Annotated in this window: 19 protein-coding genes and 3 tRNA genes; 8 read left to right on the top strand and 14 right to left on the bottom strand. The window is 61.4% G+C overall.

Features of this window, described 5'->3' with window-relative positions:
• Positions 1 to 315, bottom strand: a 315-nt coding sequence (locus J5Y06_RS19725; RefSeq protein WP_209336903.1) for a GTP-binding protein, incomplete at its 3' end; no start/stop codon positions are given.
• Between the two features lie 202 nt (positions 316 to 517).
• Here J5Y06_RS19725 and J5Y06_RS19720 point away from each other — a divergent pair.
• Positions 518 to 1,693, top strand: a complete 1,176-nt coding sequence (locus tag J5Y06_RS19720; RefSeq protein ID WP_209336902.1) for a glycosyltransferase family 87 protein — start codon at positions 518 to 520, stop codon at positions 1,691 to 1,693.
• Between the two features lie 31 nt (positions 1,694 to 1,724).
• Here J5Y06_RS19720 and J5Y06_RS19715 read toward each other — a convergent pair.
• Positions 1,725 to 1,798, bottom strand: a tRNA-Gly gene (locus J5Y06_RS19715).
• Between the two features lie 23 nt (positions 1,799 to 1,821).
• Positions 1,822 to 1,906 (bottom strand) — tRNA-Tyr (locus J5Y06_RS19710).
• 186 nt (positions 1,907 to 2,092) lie between these two features.
• Between J5Y06_RS19710 and J5Y06_RS19705 the strand changes: the two genes are divergently transcribed.
• On the top strand, positions 2,093 to 2,911 hold the full coding sequence (locus J5Y06_RS19705; protein WP_209336901.1) for a TrmH family RNA methyltransferase: 819 nt from the start codon (positions 2,093 to 2,095) through the stop codon (positions 2,909 to 2,911).
• On the opposite strand, the gene J5Y06_RS19700 is transcribed toward J5Y06_RS19705, so the two are convergent.
• On the bottom strand, positions 2,908 to 6,258 hold the full coding sequence (locus tag J5Y06_RS19700) for a DEAD/DEAH box helicase (RefSeq protein WP_209336900.1): 3,351 nt from the start codon (positions 6,256 to 6,258) through the stop codon (positions 2,908 to 2,910). The two genes, J5Y06_RS19705 and J5Y06_RS19700, sit on opposite strands and share 4 nt — an antisense overlap.
• A gap of 132 nt (positions 6,259 to 6,390) precedes the next feature.
• Here J5Y06_RS19700 and J5Y06_RS19695 point away from each other — a divergent pair, with 132 nt between their 5' ends.
• The gene (locus J5Y06_RS19695; RefSeq protein ID WP_209336899.1) at positions 6,391 to 6,819 is read left to right on the top strand and encodes a DUF1622 domain-containing protein; all 429 of its coding nucleotides are present in this window, start codon (positions 6,391 to 6,393) and stop codon (positions 6,817 to 6,819) included.
• Between the two features lie 33 nt (positions 6,820 to 6,852).
• Here the strand turns inward: J5Y06_RS19695 and J5Y06_RS19690 are convergent.
• Positions 6,853 to 6,928 (bottom strand) — tRNA-Thr (locus J5Y06_RS19690).
• Positions 6,929 to 7,068: 140 nt separating this feature from the next.
• Between J5Y06_RS19690 and J5Y06_RS19685 the strand changes: the two genes are divergently transcribed.
• Complete coding sequence (locus J5Y06_RS19685; RefSeq protein ID WP_209336898.1) at positions 7,069 to 7,845, top strand: NAD kinase; 777 nt, start codon at positions 7,069 to 7,071, stop codon at positions 7,843 to 7,845.
• 156 nt (positions 7,846 to 8,001) lie between these two features.
• On the top strand, positions 8,002 to 9,528 hold the full coding sequence (locus J5Y06_RS19680; RefSeq protein ID WP_342453465.1) for a DEAD/DEAH box helicase: 1,527 nt from the start codon (positions 8,002 to 8,004) through the stop codon (positions 9,526 to 9,528).
• Here the strand turns inward: J5Y06_RS19680 and J5Y06_RS19675 are convergent, their stop codons facing one another.
• Positions 9,529 to 9,861, bottom strand: coding sequence for a TfoX/Sxy family protein (locus J5Y06_RS19675; RefSeq protein WP_209336917.1), 333 nt, complete (start codon positions 9,859 to 9,861; stop codon positions 9,529 to 9,531). It abuts the gene before it with no gap.
• A gap of 71 nt (positions 9,862 to 9,932) precedes the next feature.
• Here J5Y06_RS19675 and J5Y06_RS19670 point away from each other — a divergent pair, with 71 nt between their 5' ends.
• Positions 9,933 to 10,430, top strand: a complete 498-nt coding sequence (locus tag J5Y06_RS19670) for a GFA family protein (protein ID WP_209336896.1) — start codon at positions 9,933 to 9,935, stop codon at positions 10,428 to 10,430.
• A 5-nt stretch (positions 10,431 to 10,435) separates the two neighbouring features.
• On the opposite strand, the gene sufA is transcribed toward J5Y06_RS19670, so the two are convergent.
• A complete protein-coding gene (sufA, locus tag J5Y06_RS19665) occupies positions 10,436 to 10,822 on the bottom strand; it encodes a Fe-S cluster assembly scaffold SufA (protein ID WP_209336895.1) in 387 nt (128 codons plus the stop codon).
• 179 nt (positions 10,823 to 11,001) lie between these two features.
• Between sufA and J5Y06_RS19660 the strand changes: the two genes are divergently transcribed.
• Complete coding sequence (locus J5Y06_RS19660) at positions 11,002 to 11,319, top strand: DUF1236 domain-containing protein (RefSeq protein WP_209336894.1); 318 nt, start codon at positions 11,002 to 11,004, stop codon at positions 11,317 to 11,319.
• Between the two features lie 51 nt (positions 11,320 to 11,370).
• Here J5Y06_RS19660 and J5Y06_RS19655 read toward each other — a convergent pair whose 3' ends face one another.
• The 7 genes from J5Y06_RS19655 to J5Y06_RS19625 all read right to left on the bottom strand — a co-directional run bounded on the left by J5Y06_RS19655 (position 11,371) and on the right by J5Y06_RS19625 (position 18,330).
• Positions 11,371 to 11,760 (bottom strand): SUF system Fe-S cluster assembly protein, encoded by a 390-nt coding sequence (locus J5Y06_RS19655; protein WP_385931933.1) that lies wholly within the window; start codon positions 11,758 to 11,760, stop codon positions 11,371 to 11,373.
• Between the two features lies 1 nt (position 11,761).
• Positions 11,762 to 13,003, bottom strand: coding sequence for a cysteine desulfurase (locus tag J5Y06_RS19650; protein WP_209336892.1), 1,242 nt, complete (start codon positions 13,001 to 13,003; stop codon positions 11,762 to 11,764).
• Positions 13,004 to 13,039: 36 nt separating this feature from the next.
• Positions 13,040 to 14,302 (bottom strand): Fe-S cluster assembly protein SufD, encoded by a 1,263-nt coding sequence (gene sufD, locus J5Y06_RS19645; protein WP_209336891.1) that lies wholly within the window; start codon positions 14,300 to 14,302, stop codon positions 13,040 to 13,042.
• Between the two features lie 11 nt (positions 14,303 to 14,313).
• A complete protein-coding gene (sufC, locus tag J5Y06_RS19640; RefSeq protein ID WP_209336890.1) occupies positions 14,314 to 15,069 on the bottom strand; it encodes a Fe-S cluster assembly ATPase SufC in 756 nt (251 codons plus the stop codon).
• A 25-nt stretch (positions 15,070 to 15,094) separates the two neighbouring features.
• Positions 15,095 to 15,517: a GFA family protein gene (locus J5Y06_RS19635; RefSeq protein ID WP_209336889.1), complete on the bottom strand. Its 423-nt coding sequence runs from the start codon at positions 15,515 to 15,517 to the stop codon at positions 15,095 to 15,097.
• On the bottom strand, positions 15,514 to 17,040 hold the full coding sequence (sufB, locus tag J5Y06_RS19630; RefSeq protein ID WP_209336888.1) for a Fe-S cluster assembly protein SufB: 1,527 nt from the start codon (positions 17,038 to 17,040) through the stop codon (positions 15,514 to 15,516). The genes J5Y06_RS19635 and sufB overlap by 4 nt, the downstream gene beginning before the upstream one ends.
• 132 nt (positions 17,041 to 17,172) lie before the next feature.
• Positions 17,173 to 18,330: a cysteine desulfurase family protein gene (locus J5Y06_RS19625; protein WP_209336887.1), complete on the bottom strand. Its 1,158-nt coding sequence runs from the start codon at positions 18,328 to 18,330 to the stop codon at positions 17,173 to 17,175.
• A gap of 241 nt (positions 18,331 to 18,571) precedes the next feature.
• Between J5Y06_RS19625 and J5Y06_RS19620 the strand changes: the two genes are divergently transcribed.
• A complete protein-coding gene (locus J5Y06_RS19620) occupies positions 18,572 to 19,246 on the top strand; it encodes an alpha/beta hydrolase (protein WP_209336886.1) in 675 nt (224 codons plus the stop codon).
• Positions 19,247 to 19,283: the final 37 nt, after the last annotated feature.

Here is a 19,283-nt window from a genome sequence, read left to right as displayed (position 1 = left end):
GTCGGCAGCCGACACAACCAGGATCGCGCCGTCCATCTGCGCTGCACCCGTGATCATGTTCTTCACGTAGTCGGCGTGGCCGGGGCAATCAACGTGGGCATAATGACGGTTCGGCGTTTCATATTCGACGTGCGCCGTCGAGATCGTGATGCCGCGGGCCTTTTCTTCCGGCGCAGCGTCGATCTGATCATACGCCTTGAACTCGCCGAAGTACTTCGTGATCGCTGCCGTCAACGACGTCTTGCCATGGTCAACGTGACCAATCGTGCCAATGTTCACATGCGGCTTGTTACGCTCGAATTTACCTTTGGCCATCGTCTCTCTTTCCTCGGCGGCAGAAAATTCCTGGGGTCAGGATGGCGGGCGCTTAGCGGCATCGGCCAGAAAACACAAGTTGTTTCCGCGCAGTTTCGATCCGCGCCCGGCGGGTCGGCTGCTCATATAGGCTCGTCCCCCGGGAGGCACCAGAGGTGGTGGCAAACCGTTTCTTCAAACGTTCGCATTAGATCTTGGTACCGTGTCCACGAACCCTGTTCCGCTCCCCTGCCTTCAGTCCGGCTCGCCCGGATGGCTCCTGCCGCGCCTCCTGTTTGGGGTGGTGGTCGCCTATGCCGCGCTTCTTGGGACAACTTTCTTCAACGGCCACTGGCTGATCGGTGCGGACGGACAGGCAAGGGCTACGGATTTCATCGCGTTCTGGGCGGCCGGCAAGTTGGTGCTCCAGGGCAATGCCTCTCTCGCCTATGACTGGCATGTGCACAAGTCGGCGGCCACCGCTGCTTCGGGCGCGACCTTCTCCGGGTTCTTCTCGTGGCAATACCCGCCGACGCTTCTCCTCCTCACGCCGATGTTTGCCCTGGTTCCTTACGCAACCGCCCTTCTCGGCTGGATGGTTCTCACCGGTGCCGCGTTCGCGATCACGATCAAGAGCATCGTGCAAAGCCGCCTTGCACTGCTTGCGGCTGTGGCCTGGCCGGCTGTGTTCTGGAACGTGGTTGTTGGGCAGACCGGTTTCCTGACGGCCGCCCTTCTCGGTGGTGGCACTTTGTTTCTCCCTCGCCATCCTTTGCTTGCGGGCATCCTCTTCGGGCTGCTGACCTACAAGCCCCAATTCGGCCTCTTGATCCCCATCGCACTTGTTGCAGGCGGCTGCTGGCGTGCTGTCGGAAGCGCAATGGCGACGGCCATACTGCTGGCAGCGGTGACCACGGGCGCTTTCGGCATCGAGATCTGGAGCGCCTTCTGGGCCGGCATCAGAAGCATCAACAGCACGCTTCTGCTAGAAGGAGGCGCCGGCTTCGCGGAGATGCAAAGCTTCTACGCATTTCTGCGTGCGGCAGGGTCTGGCAAGGAGGTGGCGATCACTGCTCATGTCGTGCTTGTCGCCGTCTTGGCAACAGGCTTGGTCACGATCTGGAGGAGCCGCTGCTCCTTCGACATAAAGGCTGCAGCCCTCACTGTCAGCACGGTGCTCGCGTCCCCCTACGCCTTTATCTATGACCTTGTGGCCCTCGTTGTGCCACTTGCATTCCTTGCAAGAACAGGCTTCTCGCGTAGAGAGTACCTGGTCATTGCGGTTGCAGGCATTCTGGTTGGTTGGGGCCCCTCGCATGTGCTGCCGACCGGGCTCATTTCCGGGCTGCTCGTGCTCGCACTCACCGTTGCGCGTTTGAAGCAGCAGATAAGGGGCTGAGCAGCTGAAACCTCTCAGACCAGAGGCGGACTGGAGCGGGTAGCGGGAATCGAACCCGCGTATTCAGCTTGGAAGGCTGCTGCTCTACCATTGAGCTATACCCGCATTCCCAAAGTTCCGGCATCAGGTGGTGGAGGAGGTTGGATTCGAACCAACGTAAGCTGAGCTAACGGATTTACAGTCCGTCCCCTTTAACCACTCGGGCACTCCTCCATCCTGCGACGGAACCTTGCAACGAGTCAAACCGCTCTTGGAAGCGGTCCGTGCCCCAAGTCGCGAGCGCCTTATGCAGAGGGCGCTCGAACCTGTCAACCGCGCTCGTTGCGGTTTTTTCCGGTAGCCGCCGAAGCAATCACGGCAGCCGTTTCCAATGCCGTCCGGCTCCGCTATAGCAGCCACATGACCGGCAAGCCGCCTTCCCATACCCCGAAAGATACCCATTACGCGCGTTTGCGGCGCGAGCATCGGGAGCGCATCCAGGCCAACGCACCCGCCGTTGATGACAGCATCGTGCGGCTCTACGGACTTCACACGGTGCGCGCCGCACTTCTTAATCCGCGGCGCGCTAAGCTGCGCTTCCTGGCCACGCGCAATGCGCTTCAGCGGCTCGAACTGCCCGAGGATATCCCGGGGACAACCGCTGAGATCGTTGAACCGCGCGCCATTGATGCGTTGGTCGGTGCCGATGCGGTGCACCAAGGCGTGCTTCTCGAAACAAGAGCACTGGACACCAAGCGCCTCGACGCGCTGGGTGAAGCCAATCTCGTTCTGGTCCTCGACCAGGTGACGGACCCGCACAATGTTGGCGCCATCCTCCGCTCAGCGGTTGCGTTTGGTGCAGCCGCGCTGATCACCACGTCGCGCAACAGCCCGCAGGAGAGTGGTGTTCTGGCAAAGGCCGCGTCGGGAGCGCTGGAACACATCGATCATGTCGAAGTGCGCAACCTTGCTGACGCTCTGACAACGCTGTCGCAATCCGGCTTCCAGACGATCGGCCTCGATTCGGAAGGCCCGGCGGAACTGGAACAAAGCTTCAGCGGCGGACGCATCGCCTTGGTGCTGGGTGCCGAAGGCAAGGGCCTGCGGCAAAAGACACGGAGCACCGTTGATACCCTGGCGCGCCTCGACCTTCCTGGCGCGATCCGCTCCCTCAACGTATCCAACGCGGCTGCCGTCGCCTTGTACGCGGCACGCGCGCATCTGCTTTCCAGAAGCTAATCCCCAGATGCTTTCTTTCGGGAGGGTTTCTGCAGCGCTTGCGCCATCGCGTCGAGCAGCGCTGCAACAGCCTTGAGGCGTCGCAGTCCCGGTTCAGTTGGCTGCGTCCAGATGAGCCGGTCGTCGCGACGCGCGACATCCTTCTTTTTCAACATCCGCTTCCAAAATGCATCCGTCGGCGGCTTCCGGAAATCGAGGGCAATCGCGAGCGGGCCGGCGTCAACTTTGCGGACGTCCTGCTCTCGTGCCTTGATCTTAAGGCGCGCGAGTTCGAGCAAGGTGATGACGGGCTGCGGCAGTTCGCCAAACCGGTCGTCGATCTCATCGGCAAAGGCATCCACTTCTTCTGCCCTCGTGAACCGCAACAGCCGGGCATAAAGGTTCAGGCGGACTGCCGGTTCCGGCACGTAGGTCGCTGGAAAAGAGCCGGACATGCCAAGGTTCAACTCTGCTTCCCAGTTGTTCTTGTTTCCCTGCCCGCGCGCTGCATCCACCGCCTGCGCGAGGAGACGCTGATACAGGCTGACGCCGATCAGCTTCATGTGTCCGGCCTGATCCTCGCCCATGAGGTCGCCGGCGCCCCGCAGATCAAGGTCCCGCGCGCTGATGGCGAGGCCGGAACCGAGGCGATCGAAAGCCACGAGTGTCGACAATCGCGAGCGCGTGGCTTCCGGCACGTCCTGGTCTGCTTCGGTCAGGAGATAGGCCACCCCCTGCGCCCTGCCCCGTCCAACTCGTCCGCGAAGCTGGTGCAGTTGTGCCAGGCCGAAGCGGTCCGCTCGCCACACGATCATCGTGTTGGCACGCGGAACATCCAGGCCGCTTTCGATGATGTTGGTGGCCAGGAGAATGTCGCCCTCGCCCGATGCGAAACCCACCATCACCTCGTCCATGGCTTTGGCGTCCATCTTGCCATGCGCCACCCGCACTTCGAGGTCGGGAACCATGGATTTCAAGGTGTCCTGCAACTCATCAAGATCTTCGATCCGAGGCGTCACCACAAAGCTTTGTCCGCCACGTCTTTTTTCCCTCACGAGCGCTGTTTTCATCGCGGCCGGATCAAACGGCATCAGGAAGGTGCGGACGGGGCGCCGGCGCGCTGGCGGACTGGCCAGCACGCTGACATCCTGGACGCCGACCATGGCCGACTGCAACGTCCGCGGGATCGGAGTCGCCGACATGGTCAGCGTATGAAGTCGCGGCGCCAGCGCCCGGAGCGTCTCCTTCAGCTTGGCGCCGAAACGGTGCTCCTCATCCACCACCAGGAGCGCCAGATCCGAGAACGCGACATCCTTGGACGCCAGCGCTTGGGTGCCAACGACGATGCGGACCTCGCCGCTCTTCAGGCCGGCTTTGGTGGCCTCCATCTCGCTCCCGGCGGTGATGCGCGACAGGTGTCCCACGCCGAGGTCTGTGCCGGCAAAGCGACGCTGAAACGTCTCAAAGTGCTGGCGTGCCAAGACGGTGGTGGGCGCCACGATCGCGACCTGCCTGCCTGAAAAAGCAACAGCTGCTGCAGCGCGCAGGGCGATCTCAGTCTTTCCGAAGCCCACATCGCCGCACACGAGCCTGTTCATCACCTTGCCCGATGCAAAGTCCGCCAGCACAGCCTCAATGGCGGCAGCCTGATCCGGCGTTTCGGGGTATGGAAATCGCGCAGCCGAGCGGGCATATTCCTTGCGCGGCGGCACGATGGGTTCGACAGTCTCCTTTGCCCGAAGCTTTGCAGCCTTGATCAGGTCAGCCGCCGCCGCATCGATTTCTGCGCTGATCTCGGCGCGGCGCTTCAGCCAAGCGTCGTTTTCGAGGCGGTCAAGCTTCACGGCCTCGGCCTCGCCGCCATACCGCCAGATGCGGCCGAACTCGCCCACCGGAGCAAGAACGGAGGCGCCATTGTGGTATTCCAGCCGTACGGCGTCGAGTTCCGCACCATCAACGACCACGGTTTCGAGCGCACGCAACACGCCCAGGCCGTGATCCTCATGGATCACCACGTCGCCGACCCGCAGTTCCGGCTCGCTCAGCAAGGCGTCGGCGGGAAGCTGTTCGCCATCGAACAAGCGCTCGCCGAACATGTCGGCTGCGGCAATCACCGCAAGCTTGCGCTTCCTGTCTGTGAAGCCGCGATCAAGATCAAAAGGTGCGGCGAGGATGCTGCCCTCTTCTGCTTCGGCGACCGCTTGCCAGTCCGAGGTCGGAGCAAGATCACGCGAAAGGGCACTCTTCACAACCTTTGCAAGGCGCGCACCTTCTTTCTCGGCGCCGCTCAACAAGACACGCATGCCGGCCTGAGCCTGGCCTTCCACAAAGCGGCTGAGCGCCTTGCGCGGCTGGCCTTCGAGAAAGAACCGTGGCGACGCGTCGATGCCATCCAGGTCCAGGACACGCGGTTTGCGGCGCTTCAGCGCTGCGTTCCAGTCAGCCTTATCGAGGTAGAAGTGTTCCCCCGCATGGGTGGTTTCGCCGCCGAACTCTCGTCGCGCACTCCGCGCGTCTTCGACGAGATCGAGAATGAACTCGGCGCGGGCTTCGACCTGCGGCACCATGCTCACGCGCAAAGCACTGAGCCGCTCCAGCAAGCGGTCCATGTCGCCGTAAAGCAGGGACATGCGGGCTTCCGTGGTCGAGCTGGCCGGCAATTTGAGTTCGATACCAACGGCGGGTGCCACCACTTCGCTCGCCGCGCCCAGATCCACGGCCGCTACGCTGTCATGCGTTCTCTGCGTGGCCGGATCATAGGTGCGAATGTCTTCGATGCGGCCGTCAGCGTCGAGCACGATGCGCACGGGTCCAGTTGCTGCAGCAGGAAAGATGTCGATCACGTCACCCAGTAGCGCAGCCTCGCCGGCTTCATCGACTCGATCATCCAGAACGTAACCGGTTCGTTCGAAAAACGTTGTGAGTGCCTCCCGGTCGAGCTGCTCGCCAATGGCGAGCCGGAAACGCGCCTCCAGAACAACCGGTGCGGGCGGCAATCCCTGCAACAAGGCTGCGGGAGACGTCACCACCAGGCGCCGTTTTTGCGGCGCCCTGGCGATCACGGCAAGCGCTTCCATGCGCTGTCCCATGCAACTGCGCTGGGGCGGCGTGCGGTCATATGGAAGGCAATCCCATGGCGGCACCACGAGAACCTCGACACCAGGCTGAAAGCTCTGAAAGGCGCGCGCCGTTTCCTCCGCTTCATGTTCACCGCCGGCGATGTGGATCAGCCCTCGCGTGTCGTCTTCTGCGAAGGTTTCGACCAGCCGGGCCGCGATGGCGGCAGGCGGAACGCGCTTGGGGGGGTCGGAGTGTTGCGAGGTAGGAAGGGAACTTGGAACGAGATGCGACGAGGGTTTGTTTGGCATTGACCGAAACGCTGGAAAAGGTGCGACAGCAACTTCTCTGGCCGGACTAGGTTCCTGCGCCTGGCAGCGTGACCCTCGCCTTCAGCGGCCGCCCACCTATGATACAAGCAGCAGCATGGAAGGGATCACCTCATGGGCTCGGGCACCGACATGTGGTTCGACACCGCTTTGCACTTTCTGACGCTGAGCCTGGAAGCGGCGGGCGTGGCTGTTATCGTGATCGGCGCGATCTTTGCTCTGCTTCGCAGCTGGAGGGCGACACGGGAAGCGCACCCGATCGCTGACAGGGACCAGCGACCGTATCAGCTTTTCCGTCGCACCCTCGGACGCGCGATCCTGCTTGGCCTTGAGTTCCTGGTTGCCGCAGACATCATCGGCACCGTTGCTGTGGAAGCGACGCTGGACAACGTTCTCGTCCTGGCTTTGATCGTGCTGATCAGGACGTTTCTGTCGATCTCTCTCACGGTTGAGATCGAAGGCCGATGGCCCTGGCAAGCACCCAAGTCGGGTGGCCCGGATAAAGAAGCCAAAGATCCCGCACATTTTCCGGCGGTCAGGTGATCCGGCGAATCTGATCGCGCGGTTGTGAGGAAGTGGTGCCCCCGGCAGGAATCGAACCCGCGACCTTCGGTTTACAAAACCGCTGCTCTACCAGCTGAGCTACAAGGGCAACGAGCGGCGCTTACCACATCCGTCCGGTGAGTAAAGGGCATACACCCGAAACGTTCCAAAACTTTGCTTCCACCAGCCTCCATGATACCCCGCTGCGCGGCCTTTGAAGCCAGGTCGCCTTGAGGAGCACCGCGTCGCATGCGCCTGGATACATCTATGAAGATCGCCTTTGTTGCCTCTGATGTAGACGAAGCGGCGGCGGCGGCGGACCGGTTGCGCAGCCGCTATGGCGCGCACGCGCCTCAGGACGCGGACGTGATCGTGGCCCTCGGTGGCGACGGCTTCATGCTGCAAACACTGCGCGAGCACATGTCCGCAAACAAGCCCATCTACGGCATGAACCGCGGCACCGTCGGCTTCCTGATGAACGAATACAGCGAGGACGGGCTGGTGGAGCGCATCGCTGCCGCCCAAGCGGAAAAGATCCGGCCCCTCGTGATGACGGCGGAAACGGTTGCTGGCGAAACGGTCACCGCGCTGGCGATTAACGAGGTGTCCTTGTTCCGCCAGTCGTACCAAGCAGCCAAGCTGTCGATCGAGGTCGATGGTCATCCCCGCATGGAGGAACTGATCTGCGACGGGGTCATGGTTGCAACTCCAGCAGGCTCAACGGCTTATAACCTGTCCGCACAAGGGCCGATCCTGCCCCTGCAGGCTCGGCTCCTGGCACTCACGCCGGTGAGCCCTTTCCGGCCGCGGCGATGGCACGGTGCGCTCCTGCCGCACACGGCAGAGGTTCGCTTTTCCGTCCGCGAAATCGAGAAGCGACCGGTGAATGCGGTTGCCGACAACACGGAAGTCAAATCGGTGAAGTCGGTGCGGGTCAGAGAATCGCCAAGAGCACGCGTGACCGTGTTGTTTGATGCCACGCATTCTTGGGACGATCGAATCTTGCTGGAACAGTTTCGTTATTAAGCAAAAGCGCGGAATGCCTGCTGGAAACCACCTTCAGGTTGACAAATGGCGCTCCAGCTTGTACGCGCCTGCAGCATTCCATGCCCATTCGTTCCCTGGAATGATCCTGCGCCGACCATTGCTCCGCGCCATGAACCAGCAAAGACCCACGCAAACGTGTCTTCAGACGATACCATCGTTCAACCCGATCTGACATTCGCCGACCTCGGCCTTTCAGACAAGGTCCTTTCGGCCGTCACTGACGCCGGCTATACCAAACCGACCCCCATCCAAGCTGGTGCGATACCGCATGCCCTGCAGGGCAAGGATGTTTTGGGGATCGCGCAAACGGGCACGGGCAAGACCGCTGCCTTTGTTCTTCCCATGATCACCCGCCTTGAAAAGGGCCGCGCACGGGCTCGCATGCCGCGCACGCTGATCCTGGAACCGACGCGCGAACTCGCGGCGCAGGTCGAGGAAAACTTCGTTCGCTACGGCAAGAACCACAAGCTCAACATCGCGCTCCTGATTGGCGGCGTGTCGTTCGATGAGCAGGAACGCAAGCTCGAGCGCGGCGCCGATGTCTTGATCGCCACGCCCGGCCGCCTGCTCGATCATCGTGAGCGCGGCAAGCTGCTCCTGACCGGCGTCGACATCCTCGTGATCGACGAAGCCGACCGCATGCTCGACATGGGGTTCATTCCGGACATCGAGCGGATCTGCGAAATGATCCCGTTCACGCGGCAAACGCTTTTTTTCTCGGCGACGATGCCGCCCGAGATTACCAAACTGACCGAAAAGTTCTTGCAAGCGCCGGTACGCGTGGAAGTGGCCAAACCTTCCTCCACCGCCACGACGGTGACTCAGCGCCTCGTGAAGTCCGGCTCGAAGAGCTGGGACAAGCGCGCCGTTCTGCGCAAGCTGATCGAGGACGAGGGCGATAGCCTCACCAACGCGATCATCTTTTGCAATCGCAAAGTGGATGTTTCGGAGCTGTTCCGCTCGCTGGTCAAGCACGATTTCGATGCCGGCGCGCTTCATGGCGACATGGACCAGCGCGCGCGCATGGCGATGCTCGACGGCTTCCGCAACAACAAGCTGCGTTTGCTGGTAGCCTCCGATGTCGCGGCGCGGGGTCTCGATATTCCGGCCGTGAGCCACGTCTTCAATTTCGACGTGCCGATACATGCGGAAGACTATGTCCACCGTATCGGTCGCACGGGCCGCGCCGGCCGCTCGGGCAAGGCCTTCACGATCGTCACCAAGTCCGACAACAAGTACCTGGATGCGGTGGAAAAGCTGACTGGCCAGTCGATAGAATGGCTTGATGGCGATCTTTCCACCTTGTCACCCGAAGTGGAGAGCGATGAGGCGCCGCGTCGCGGACGGGGACGCCCTGAACGCAAGGGCCGCGGCCGCGAGCGTGGTGGCGAGCGCACGCGTGAGACGCCCGTCGCCAAGACAACGCCGGCGGACGAGCGCGAGGATGTTGTTGAAGCGGCGCCAGCTGAACGTCGCGAGCGTCGTGAAGCGATCCGGCAAGGCAATGCCGAACGCGAACGCCAGATGCCGAACCGCCCAGAGCAGCCGCGCCGCGATCGCGATGACCGTGGCCGCCGTTATCGCGATCAGGACGACGTCAACACGGTTGTGGGCTTCGGCGACGACGTTCCGGCATTCATGAAGATCGCCGTTCCGGTCTGATCAGAGCTTCGCTTTTTCGATCCGGACGGCGGCTGCGAAGGCCATCCGGGTCCATCCCGCGAGACTTTCTTCGTCATCCAGAACTTCCGCTGGAACGGACCAGTAGGGCATCGCCACAGGCTTGCCGCTTCGCTTGGCGGGATACACCCAACGTTTTGCGCCCGCCGCTTCGAACACGGCCGCCGCTTCTTGGTCGCCCTTGAGCATGATCTCGTCGAAAAGGTCGAGGCCGACGATCAAGCCTCGGTGGTAGATTCCCTTGCCGCCGAACAGCCGGCGGATCTCCACCTCGCCCAGCCCCGCAAAGAGTTCACGTATCGCTTCGTTGTCGATCATGTCGGCTTCCCTGGAACAGGCAGAAGGCTCGCCTGTTTTGCCTGTCGATACAACGGGAAACAGAAGCCATGCCGATGCTCCTGAACGGCTCCTGCCGCTGCGGTGCAGTGCACTTTTCGGTCCAAAGCCATACGCCGGTTCCTTACCAGCGCTGCTATTGTTCAATCTGCCGAAAACAACAGGGCGGCGGTGGCTACGCCATCAACCTTGGGGCTGACGCGGGAACGCTGCAAATCAGTGGTGAAGACAAGCTCCGCGTTTATCGTGCAACGATCCAGGACGACGAGCGCACAAGTTGCGAGCTTTCGTCGGGCGAGCGGAATTTCTGCAGCCTGTGCGGATCGGCGCTCTGGCTGTTCGATCCGTCCTGGCCGGATCTGGTGCACCCCTTCGCTTCGGCGATCGACAGCGAACTGCCAAAGGCACCCAGCAGTGTGCACCTGCTTTTGAAGTACAAGGCTTCGTGGGTCGAGCCGCAGGTCAGCCCGGGTGATCTCACCTTTGACCTTTATCCCGAGCAATCCCTGGAGGAATGGCATCGGGAAAAGGGATTGTGGGTCGACTGACCCTCTCAGGCGGCGCTTTGCGCCCTTGCCTCCGCCAACGCCTTGAGGTCGGCCGGCTTCAGTTCGACCGATTCGCCGCAGCCGCATGCGGAGGACTGATTGGGGTTGTTGAAAACGAAGCCTGAGCGCAGCTTGGTGGTCTCAAAATCCATCTGCGTGCCAAGGAGGAAGAGTGCGGCTTCCGGCGCTACATAAACATGCGCGCCATCAAGCTCCACGTGGTCGTCCTTGCCGTTGGGCTCGGTCACGACGTCGATCGTGTACTCCATGCCGGCGCAGCCGCCCTTCTTGACGCCAACGCGAATCCCTTGCGCATCGTCGCGATCTTCCACGATCTCGCGCACGCGCTCGGCTGCACGATCGGTCAGGGTCATGACTGCAAAACGGCCCATGTGCTTCTACCACCTTCTTCGTTCAAACGCGCTGGTGTCACGCCAACCTTAACATGGGGGCGCTCCGCTCACCACGCAACGCTGCGCACGCTCATGATCTTTATTTCAATCTGCGCCAATCCGTGACGGAACGGCTTTCAAAGCAAAAACTTTCCTTGCCGCAACCAAGGAGAACTCCGTTGAAAAGCCTGATCCTATCCAGTTTGACAGCAGTCAACCTTTTCGCCGGCGTTGCCGGTGCGTCCGCCCAGACCGTCATCATCACTCAGGAACAAGCCCCTGTGGTGCGCGAATACATCGTCCGCCAGAACGTGACGCCAATCCAGCCTGTTCCGGACTATGACTTCGTCGTAGGCACCACCGTGCCAGAGGTGGTTGAGCTGCGCCCGCTTGAAGTGCCGGAACTGACCGACCGCTACGAATATGTCCTCACCAGCAGTGGCCAAACGGTGCTTGTTGAGCCGGGTACACGCCGCGTAGTTCAGATCGTCGATTGAGACCACAGTCGACGAAAAAGGAAAAGCGGCTTCCAGGAGCCGCTTTTTTTGTTAGTACCAGCCGACCGCAACCTGCGCTTCTTCGGACATCCGGTCCGGCGACCAAGGCGGATCAAAGGTCATCTTGACCTCCACCCCCGACACACCTTCCACGGTACCGACCGCATTCTCGACCCAGCCCGGCATTTCACCCGCGACCGGGCATCCCGGAGCCGTCAGGGTCATGTCGATCTTCACCATCCGGTCATCCTCGATGTCGATCTTGTAGATCAGGCCGAGTTCATAGATGTCGGCTGGGATTTCCGGGTCGTAGACGGTCTTCAAAGCCGAAACGATGTCATCCGTCAGCCGCGCCAGTTCCTCGGCAGGGATGGCAGAGGCCACCACCGGGCTGTTGGCGGTCGGCTCCGGGGCTGTCACGTCAGGACTGTCGGTCATCATCTCACCCAAAGAACTTGCGCGCTTTCTCAAGCGCTTCCGCCAAGGCGTCCACCTCGGCCATCGTGTTGTACATGGCGAAGGACGCCCGGCACGTTGAGGTCACGCCGAAGCGCTTCAACAAGGGCTGAGCGCAATGCGTGCCGGCCCGGACTGCAACGCCCGAGCGGTCGATCACCATCGCCACATCATGTGCGTGGATGCCCTGCAATTCAAACGAGATGATCGCGCCCTTTCCTGGCGCTTCGCCGAAGATCCGCAGCGAGTTGATCGCCCTCAACCGCTCGTGGGCATAGGCACTAAGCTTCGCTTCATGTGCTGCGATGCGCTCCCGCCCGACGTGCTCCATGTAGTCGAGCGCCGCGCCAAGCCCGATTGCCTGAACGATAGGCGGCGTGCCCGCCTCGAAGCGATGGGGCGGGTCATTATAGGTGATCGAATCCTCGCTGACGTCGAGGATCATCTCGCCGCCGCCGTGAAACGGCCGCATGGCCTTCAGGAACTCCGGCTTGCCGTAAAGAACGCCAATGCCCGATGGTCCGTAAACCTTGTGCCCGGTGAACACGAAGAAGTCGCAGTCGAGATCCTGCACATCGACGGGCATGTGAACGGCGCTTTGGCTTCCGTCCACCAGGACGGGGATGCCGCGCTCATGGGCGATGCGGCAGATCTCCTTGATCGGTGTCACCGTGCCAAGTGCGTTCGACATCTGCGTGATGGCAACCAGCCTGGTGCGCTCGGTCAGGCAAGCCGTGAACTTCTCGATGTCGAAGGAACCATCCTCCTCCACCGGCGTCCAAACGAGCTTGGCACCCTGCCGTTCGCGAATGAAATGCCAGGGAACGATGTTGGAATGGTGCTCCATGATCGACAGGACGATCTCGTCGCCGTCGCCGATATTCGGCATGCCATAGCCATACGCGACCAGATTGATCGCGGCTGTTGTATTGGACGTGAAAACGATCTGGTCGACCGATGGCGCGTTCAAGAAGCGTCGTGTGGTTTCCCTTGCCTTTTCATAGGCATCGGTGGCTGCGTTCGACAAGAAGTGCAGCCCACGATGAACATTGGCATATTCCTGCGAATAGGCATGCTGGACGGCATCCAGCACTGCCCGCGGCTTTTGTACGGAAGCCGCATTGTCGAGATAAACGAGCGGCTTGCCGTAAACGTCCCGCGACAGGATCGGAAAATCGCTCCGGATCGCGTCGATGTCGTAGAACTGAGGAAGAACCTGCTGATCCATGGTCAGCCTTTCCGGTAGGGTGCGCCCCTGCCTGTGTTATCCGTGCTGAACGAACCAGGCGTCGAGCTTGGCTTCCAACGCCTCGATCACCGCCTCGTCCTCAAGCTCCTCGATGACTTCAGCAAGGAACGCCTTGACCAGAAGACCACGCGCAGTCTTTTCGTCGATGCCGCGAGCCATCAGGTAGAACAGGTGCTGCTGATTGATGTCCGTCACCGTCGCGCCGTGGCCGCAAGCGACGTCGTCGGCAAAGATCTCAAGCTCCGGCTTGGCTGAAAAGTCCGCATCGTCCGACAGGAGCAGCGTGTTGCACGCCATCTTGGCGTCGGTCTTCTGCGCGATCTGGTGGACGTTGATGCGGCCCTGGAAGACCCCGTGCGCGCGATCCGTCACCACGTTGCGGATCACTTCGCGCGAGCCCGTGTTGGGCGCCGAGTGGTCCAGAACCATTGTCACATCGGTGTGGTTGTCGCCCGCCAGAAGGTTCACACCGCGCAACTGGAAGTCGCTGCCGCTGCCGGCCGCATCAACCCGCACTTCCTGGCGAACAAGCTTGCCGCCGGCGTTCATCACGAACAGCGTCAGCTTCGCGTTGCGACCAAGCTTGGCGCGGAACTGCGCAAGATGGGTTGAGTCCGCCGTCTGCTCCTGAACGATAAGCCACATCACTTCGGAGTCGTCGCCGACATGAAGTGTGCTGAGTGAACTGGAAAGCGCCTTGCTGTTGCCGGCCTGCCGCTCAATGAACTGAGCGCGGCTACCAGCACCAACCGAAACAGCGAAGCGGGCATGCACCTGTCCTCCGCCGTGGATGTTCTGCAACTCGACGGGCGCGGCAAGCTGGGCACCGTCGGCCACGGCAATCACGAACCCGTCGGATGCAAAGGCGGTGTTCAAAGCGCCGATCACATCCGCCGCATCTGCCTGGGTAATCTGTTCGTATCCCTGGCCTTCATCAAGCTTCGCGGAAAGGCGCGACACCGCCACGTGGGGGATGTCGGTGGAGCCAGCAGCCTCGCCGTTCTCCACCGTCAGAACATTGGAGCCAGACAGCAGCGGCGCCAGCGGCTGGGCCCCGGAGCCATGTTCCGCAGGTACTGCGCTCAACAGGCGGCGCAGGTCCGTGTAGTGCCAGGCTTCTACGTGGCGCGTCGGCAAGCCGGCCTTGACGACCTCGATACCCTCCCGACGCTTGGCCGCGATCAGCCCATCGCCTGGCAAGTTCCCGATCCGCGCGTCGAACGCTTCAAGAAGCGCGCGCTCGGCCGGCGTATGCTGCAGATTGACGTGCATGTTCATGATCACGACCCTTAGGCTGCTTCGCCGATCACACCGGCATAGCCATTTTCTTCCAAGTTCATGGCCAGCGACTTGTCGCCCGACTTGATGATCCGGCCCTTGTAAAGCACGTGCACCGAATCCGGCACGATGTGTTCGAGAAGGCGCTGATAGTGGGTGATGACAACCACGGCGCGATCCGGCGAACGCAGAGCGTTCACGCCATCGGACACGATCTTCAGCGCATCGATGTCGAGGCCTGAGTCGGTTTCGTCCAAAACGCAAAGCTTCGGCTCGAGCAACTGCATCTGCAGGATCTCGGCCCGCTTCTTTTCACCACCGGAAAATCCCACGTTCAGCGGGCGCTTCAGCATGGCCATGTCGATGTTGAGCTTGCCGGAAGCTTCTTTAACGCGCTTCAGGAGATCCGGGATCTTGAGCGGCTCCTCGCCGCGCGCTTTGCGCTGCGCGTTCATCGCGACCTTCAGGAATTCCATGGTGGCGACACCCGGTATCTCCATTGGATACTGGAAGGCCAGGAAGATGCCGGACGCAGCCCGCTCGGCCGGATCCATTTCAAGGATGGATTCTCCATTGAACAGGATATCACCCTCGGTGACTTCATAATCCTCGCGACCGGCGAGAATATAAGACAGGGTCGACTTGCCGGAGCCGTTCGGGCCCATGATCGCGGCCACTTCGCCAGCCTTCACGGTCAGGTTCAGGCCGCGGATGATTTCGGTCCCTTCGTCGGCGATGCGCGCGTGGAGGTTTCTGATTTCTAACATGTTCGTTTCTCTCGTAATCGCGTTCTCAGGCCGCAGCGCTGGGCTGGCTGTCGAAAAGCTTCGCTCCGGCCGGGAAGCTAACCCAGGCAGGCGCCTCACTCGCAAACAGAACCATCTGCGGCCGGAAGAAGGCCCGGTCATCGAAAAGGCCGGCCCGCAGGCCGATGAAAGGTGTATCGCCAACGGCCGCTTTGATGGTATTTCCACAGCCGAGGCAAAAAGATCGGGTTACTTCGGCTCCACGCTGCGAACGGCGCGTCCGGGTTCCGAGCTGTTCGCCCACGATCTCGACGTCATCACTCGAAACGATGACGCTATGCGAGCTACCGCCGCCGGTCTCCTTCTGACAGTCGCTGCACCAGCATTCCGTCATGGCAACGATCGGCCCGTTCAGGCGCACCCGCACATGGCCGCAATCGCACTGTCCAGCCCGCGGAGATTCGCTCACCCGACGCTCCCCTCAAGGCTGATGCCGATGAGTTTCTGCGCTTCCACGGCAAACTCCATCGGCAGCTCCTGAATCACGTCCTTCACGAAGCCATTGACGATCAGCGCGATCGCTTCTTCTTCCGGGATGCCGCGCTGCATGACGTAGAACAGCTGGTCCTCGGAGATCTTCGACGTCGTTGCCTCGTGCTCGAACTGAGCCGTCGCATTCTTGGCTTCGATATAGGGCACCGTATGCGCACCGCAGCGGTCGCCGATCAGAAGCGAGTCACACTGCGTGAAGTTGCGCGCGCTGGTTGCCTTGCGGTGTGCCGAAACCTGGCCGCGATAGGTGTTCTGCGAAAAGCCTGCAGCAATGCCCTTCGAGATGATGCGGCTCGACGTGTTCTTGCCGAGGTGGATCATCTTGGTGCCGCTGTCGACCTGCTGGAAGCCGTTCGACACGGCAATCGAGTAGAACTCGCCGCGGCTGTCGTCACCGCGCAGGATGCAGGACGGATATTTCCAGGTGATCGCCGAACCCGTTTCGACCTGCGTCCACGAGATCTTCGATCGATGGCCACGGCAATCACCGCGCTTGGTCACGAAGTTGTAGATGCCGCCCTTGCCCTGTGCGTCACCGGGATACCAGTTCTGCACGGTGGAATACTTGATCTCTGCATCGTCGAGCGCAATCAGTTCCACCACCGCTGCATGGAGCTGGTTCTCGTCGCGCTGCGGGGCCGTGCAGCCTTCAAGATAGCTGACGTAAGCGCCCTCTTCCGCAATGATCAGCGTGCGCTCGAACTGGCCCGTATTCTTCTCGTTGATCCGGAAATAGGTGGACAGCTCCATCGGGCAACGAACGCCCTTCGGCACGAACACGAAGGACCCATCGGTGAAGACGGCCGTGTTCAGCGTCGCATAATAATTGTCCGACGTCGGTACGACGGTCCCCAGATACTTGCGGACCAGCTCCGGGTGCTCACGGATCGCTTCCGAGATGGAGCAGAAGATCACTCCGGCCTTGGCGAGTTCCTCCTTGAAGGTCGTGACCACCGAAACCGAGTCGAACACGGCATCAACTGCCACCCGACGCTTCTCGCCAACCACCTCGTCGGCAACAACGCCATCTTCGGATGCTTCGTGGCCGGGCTTCTTCACGCCAGCCAGGATTTCCTGCTCGCGCAACGGGATGCCGAGCTTTTCATAGGTCCGCAGCAGTTCCGGATCGACTTCCGCAAGCGAGGTCGGCCCCGGCGTCGATTTTGGCGCCGCGTAGTAGTGGATATCCTGAAAATCGATCTTCGGATAATCGACGCGTGCCCAGGTCGGCTCTTCCAACGTTTTCCAGCGCTCATACGCTTCCAGACGCCAGTCGAGCATCCATTGTGGCTCGTTCTTCTTGGCCGAGATCAGGCGGATAATGTCTTCGTTCAGGCCCTTCGGGGCCTTGTCCATCTCGATGGTGGTTTCGAAGCCATACTTATATTGGTCGACATCGATGAGGCGAACCTGATCGATTGTTTCCTGCACAGCAGGCATGAGCAATCTCCATCCTTGCCGGGTTCAAGGTCCGGCAGTCGACGACGTTTTCGCAGTGCTTGCGAATACCGCCATCATGTAGTGGTTCTTCGACCGGAATTCACCCCTGCAAGGATGAAAGTCCGGCATTCTTCAAGCGGCGCGACGACTGTCCCGCCGCGCCACGATGTCCCGAAGGACCTCGCAAAAACGCTGCAACTCTTCGTCGCTTGTTTGGTGACCGAACGAAACGCGCAGTGCGCCCTCACCCGTCCATCCCATCGCATCCAGCACATGGCTGCGACCAACCTTGCCGGATGAACACGCAGATCCCGCCGATAAGGCAACGCCTGACAGATCAAAGGCAATCTGCGCGGTTTCAGCCTTGAAACCGGGAACTGTAAAGAAGATCGTGTTGGGCAGGCGATCAGCAGTTTGGCTGTGAATGGCGGCATCCGGCACAATGTCCGCAATGCGAGCTTCGAGCCGATCACGACGCTCCCGGAGCGCTCCCGCCCTGTCAAGCTCGCCACGTGCCGCACGCGCAGCCGCGCCGAACCCAACCATCCCCGGCAGGTTTTCTGTGCCCCCGCGATGGCCACGCTCTTGTCCGCCACCCCGGATCAAGGGGGCCGGCATCATGACGTCGGAGGTCGACACGATGGCCCCGATACCTTTCGGGCCGCCGATCTTGTGTCCCGACAAGAACAGATAATCTGCCGCCGCTTCAGTCAGGTCGAGTGCAACGCGGCCCGCCGCCTGCACGGCGTCAACAACAAGGATCCCACCCGCTGCATGCGTTGCCGCAGCGAGTTCGTCGAGCGGCTGGAGAACGCCGGTCTCGTTGTTTGCAGCCTGCACCGACACGAGCGGCAGTCCGGCCTCCTTGTCGTGCCCGGCCATGGCGGAAGCCAGCGCGTCGAGGTCAAGGCGCCCGTCGGGACGAACGGGCAGCACGGAAATGTCTTCCGCGGCGAAGCGCCCGCCCTGCAGAACACAGGGATGCTCGGTTGCACCCACATAAAGCCTGGAAAAGCGCAGCGGCGCCCGCCCCATGGTCCAGAACGGGGTGAGCAGGGTTGCTGCCGCTTCCGTGGCGCCTGAGGTGAACACCACCCGGGCAGAATCTGCCCCCACGAGCAGCGCAACGTCTCGCCGTGCAGCCTCAACGAGCTTTCGCGCCTGGCGACCTTCCGCATGAACCGAGGACGGATTTGCCGTGAGCGCCAAGGCCTGCAGCATTGCGGCATGCGCTTCAGGGCGCAGCGGCATACTCGCATTGTGGTCGAGGTAAACGCGCGGGGCAGTCAAAGGCGTACACTCCCATCCGCGGTGCTCCACGCGAACGAATAAAGCCGGGATGCGTTATTTCCTTGAAAACGCAAAGTGCCGCGTCCTATTTAGCCGCTTTGCCGGCAGGCCTTCGCCCTCGGCCAGTTTTGAATGGTTCTAAAGAAGGTTCTACGGAGCCTGCCGAGGAGCGTCAAGTCTCGTCGGGCATGGCAGCCATTCATCACAGGCGGAGGACCGACTCTCGCCCCTTGGAGTTTCAATGCCCGAAGTCATTTTCACCGGTCCAGCAGGCCGCCTCGAAGGTCGCTACCAGCCCTCGAAGGAAAAGAACGCGCCAATCGCGATCGTTCTCCATCCGCATCCCCAGTTCGGCGGGACGATGAACAACCGCATCGTCTACGAGCTCTTCTACATGTTCCAGAAGCGAAGCTTCACCACGCTGCGCTTCAACTTCCGCGGGATCGGGCGCAGCCAGGGTGAGTTCGATCACGGTGCAGGCGAACTGTCGGATGCGGCGGCAGCCCTCGATTGGATCCAGTCCCTCCACCCCGATTCCAAGAGCTGCTGGGTGGCCGGTTATTCGTTCGGCGCGTGGATCGGCATGCAGCTCCTGATGCGTCGCCCGGAAGTCGAAGGCTTTATTTCCATCGCCCCGCAGCCAAACGTTTATGACTTCTCGTTTCTGGCGCCCTGCCCGTCTTCGGGGCTGATCATCCACGGCGATTCGGACAAGGTCGCCCCGCCCAAGGACGTTCAAACGCTGGTGGACAAGCTGCACACCCAAAAGGGCATCACGATCACCCAGAAGACCATGTCAGGCGCGAACCACTTCTTTGCCAATCAGGAGCCCGAGTTGATCGAGGAATGTGCGGACTACCTCGACCGTCGGCTGGCTGGCGAACTGGCCGATCCTCGTCCCAAGCGCTTGCGCTGACCCGCCCTGCACCCCAAACAGGCCGCCCAAGGGCGGC

This window comes from Tianweitania sediminis, assembly GCF_017813335.1.
GTDB lineage: Bacteria > Pseudomonadota > Alphaproteobacteria > Rhizobiales > Rhizobiaceae > Tianweitania > Tianweitania sediminis.
Note: the sequence above shows the minus strand (reverse complement) of the source record. Positions and strands in the feature narration are given on the sequence as shown.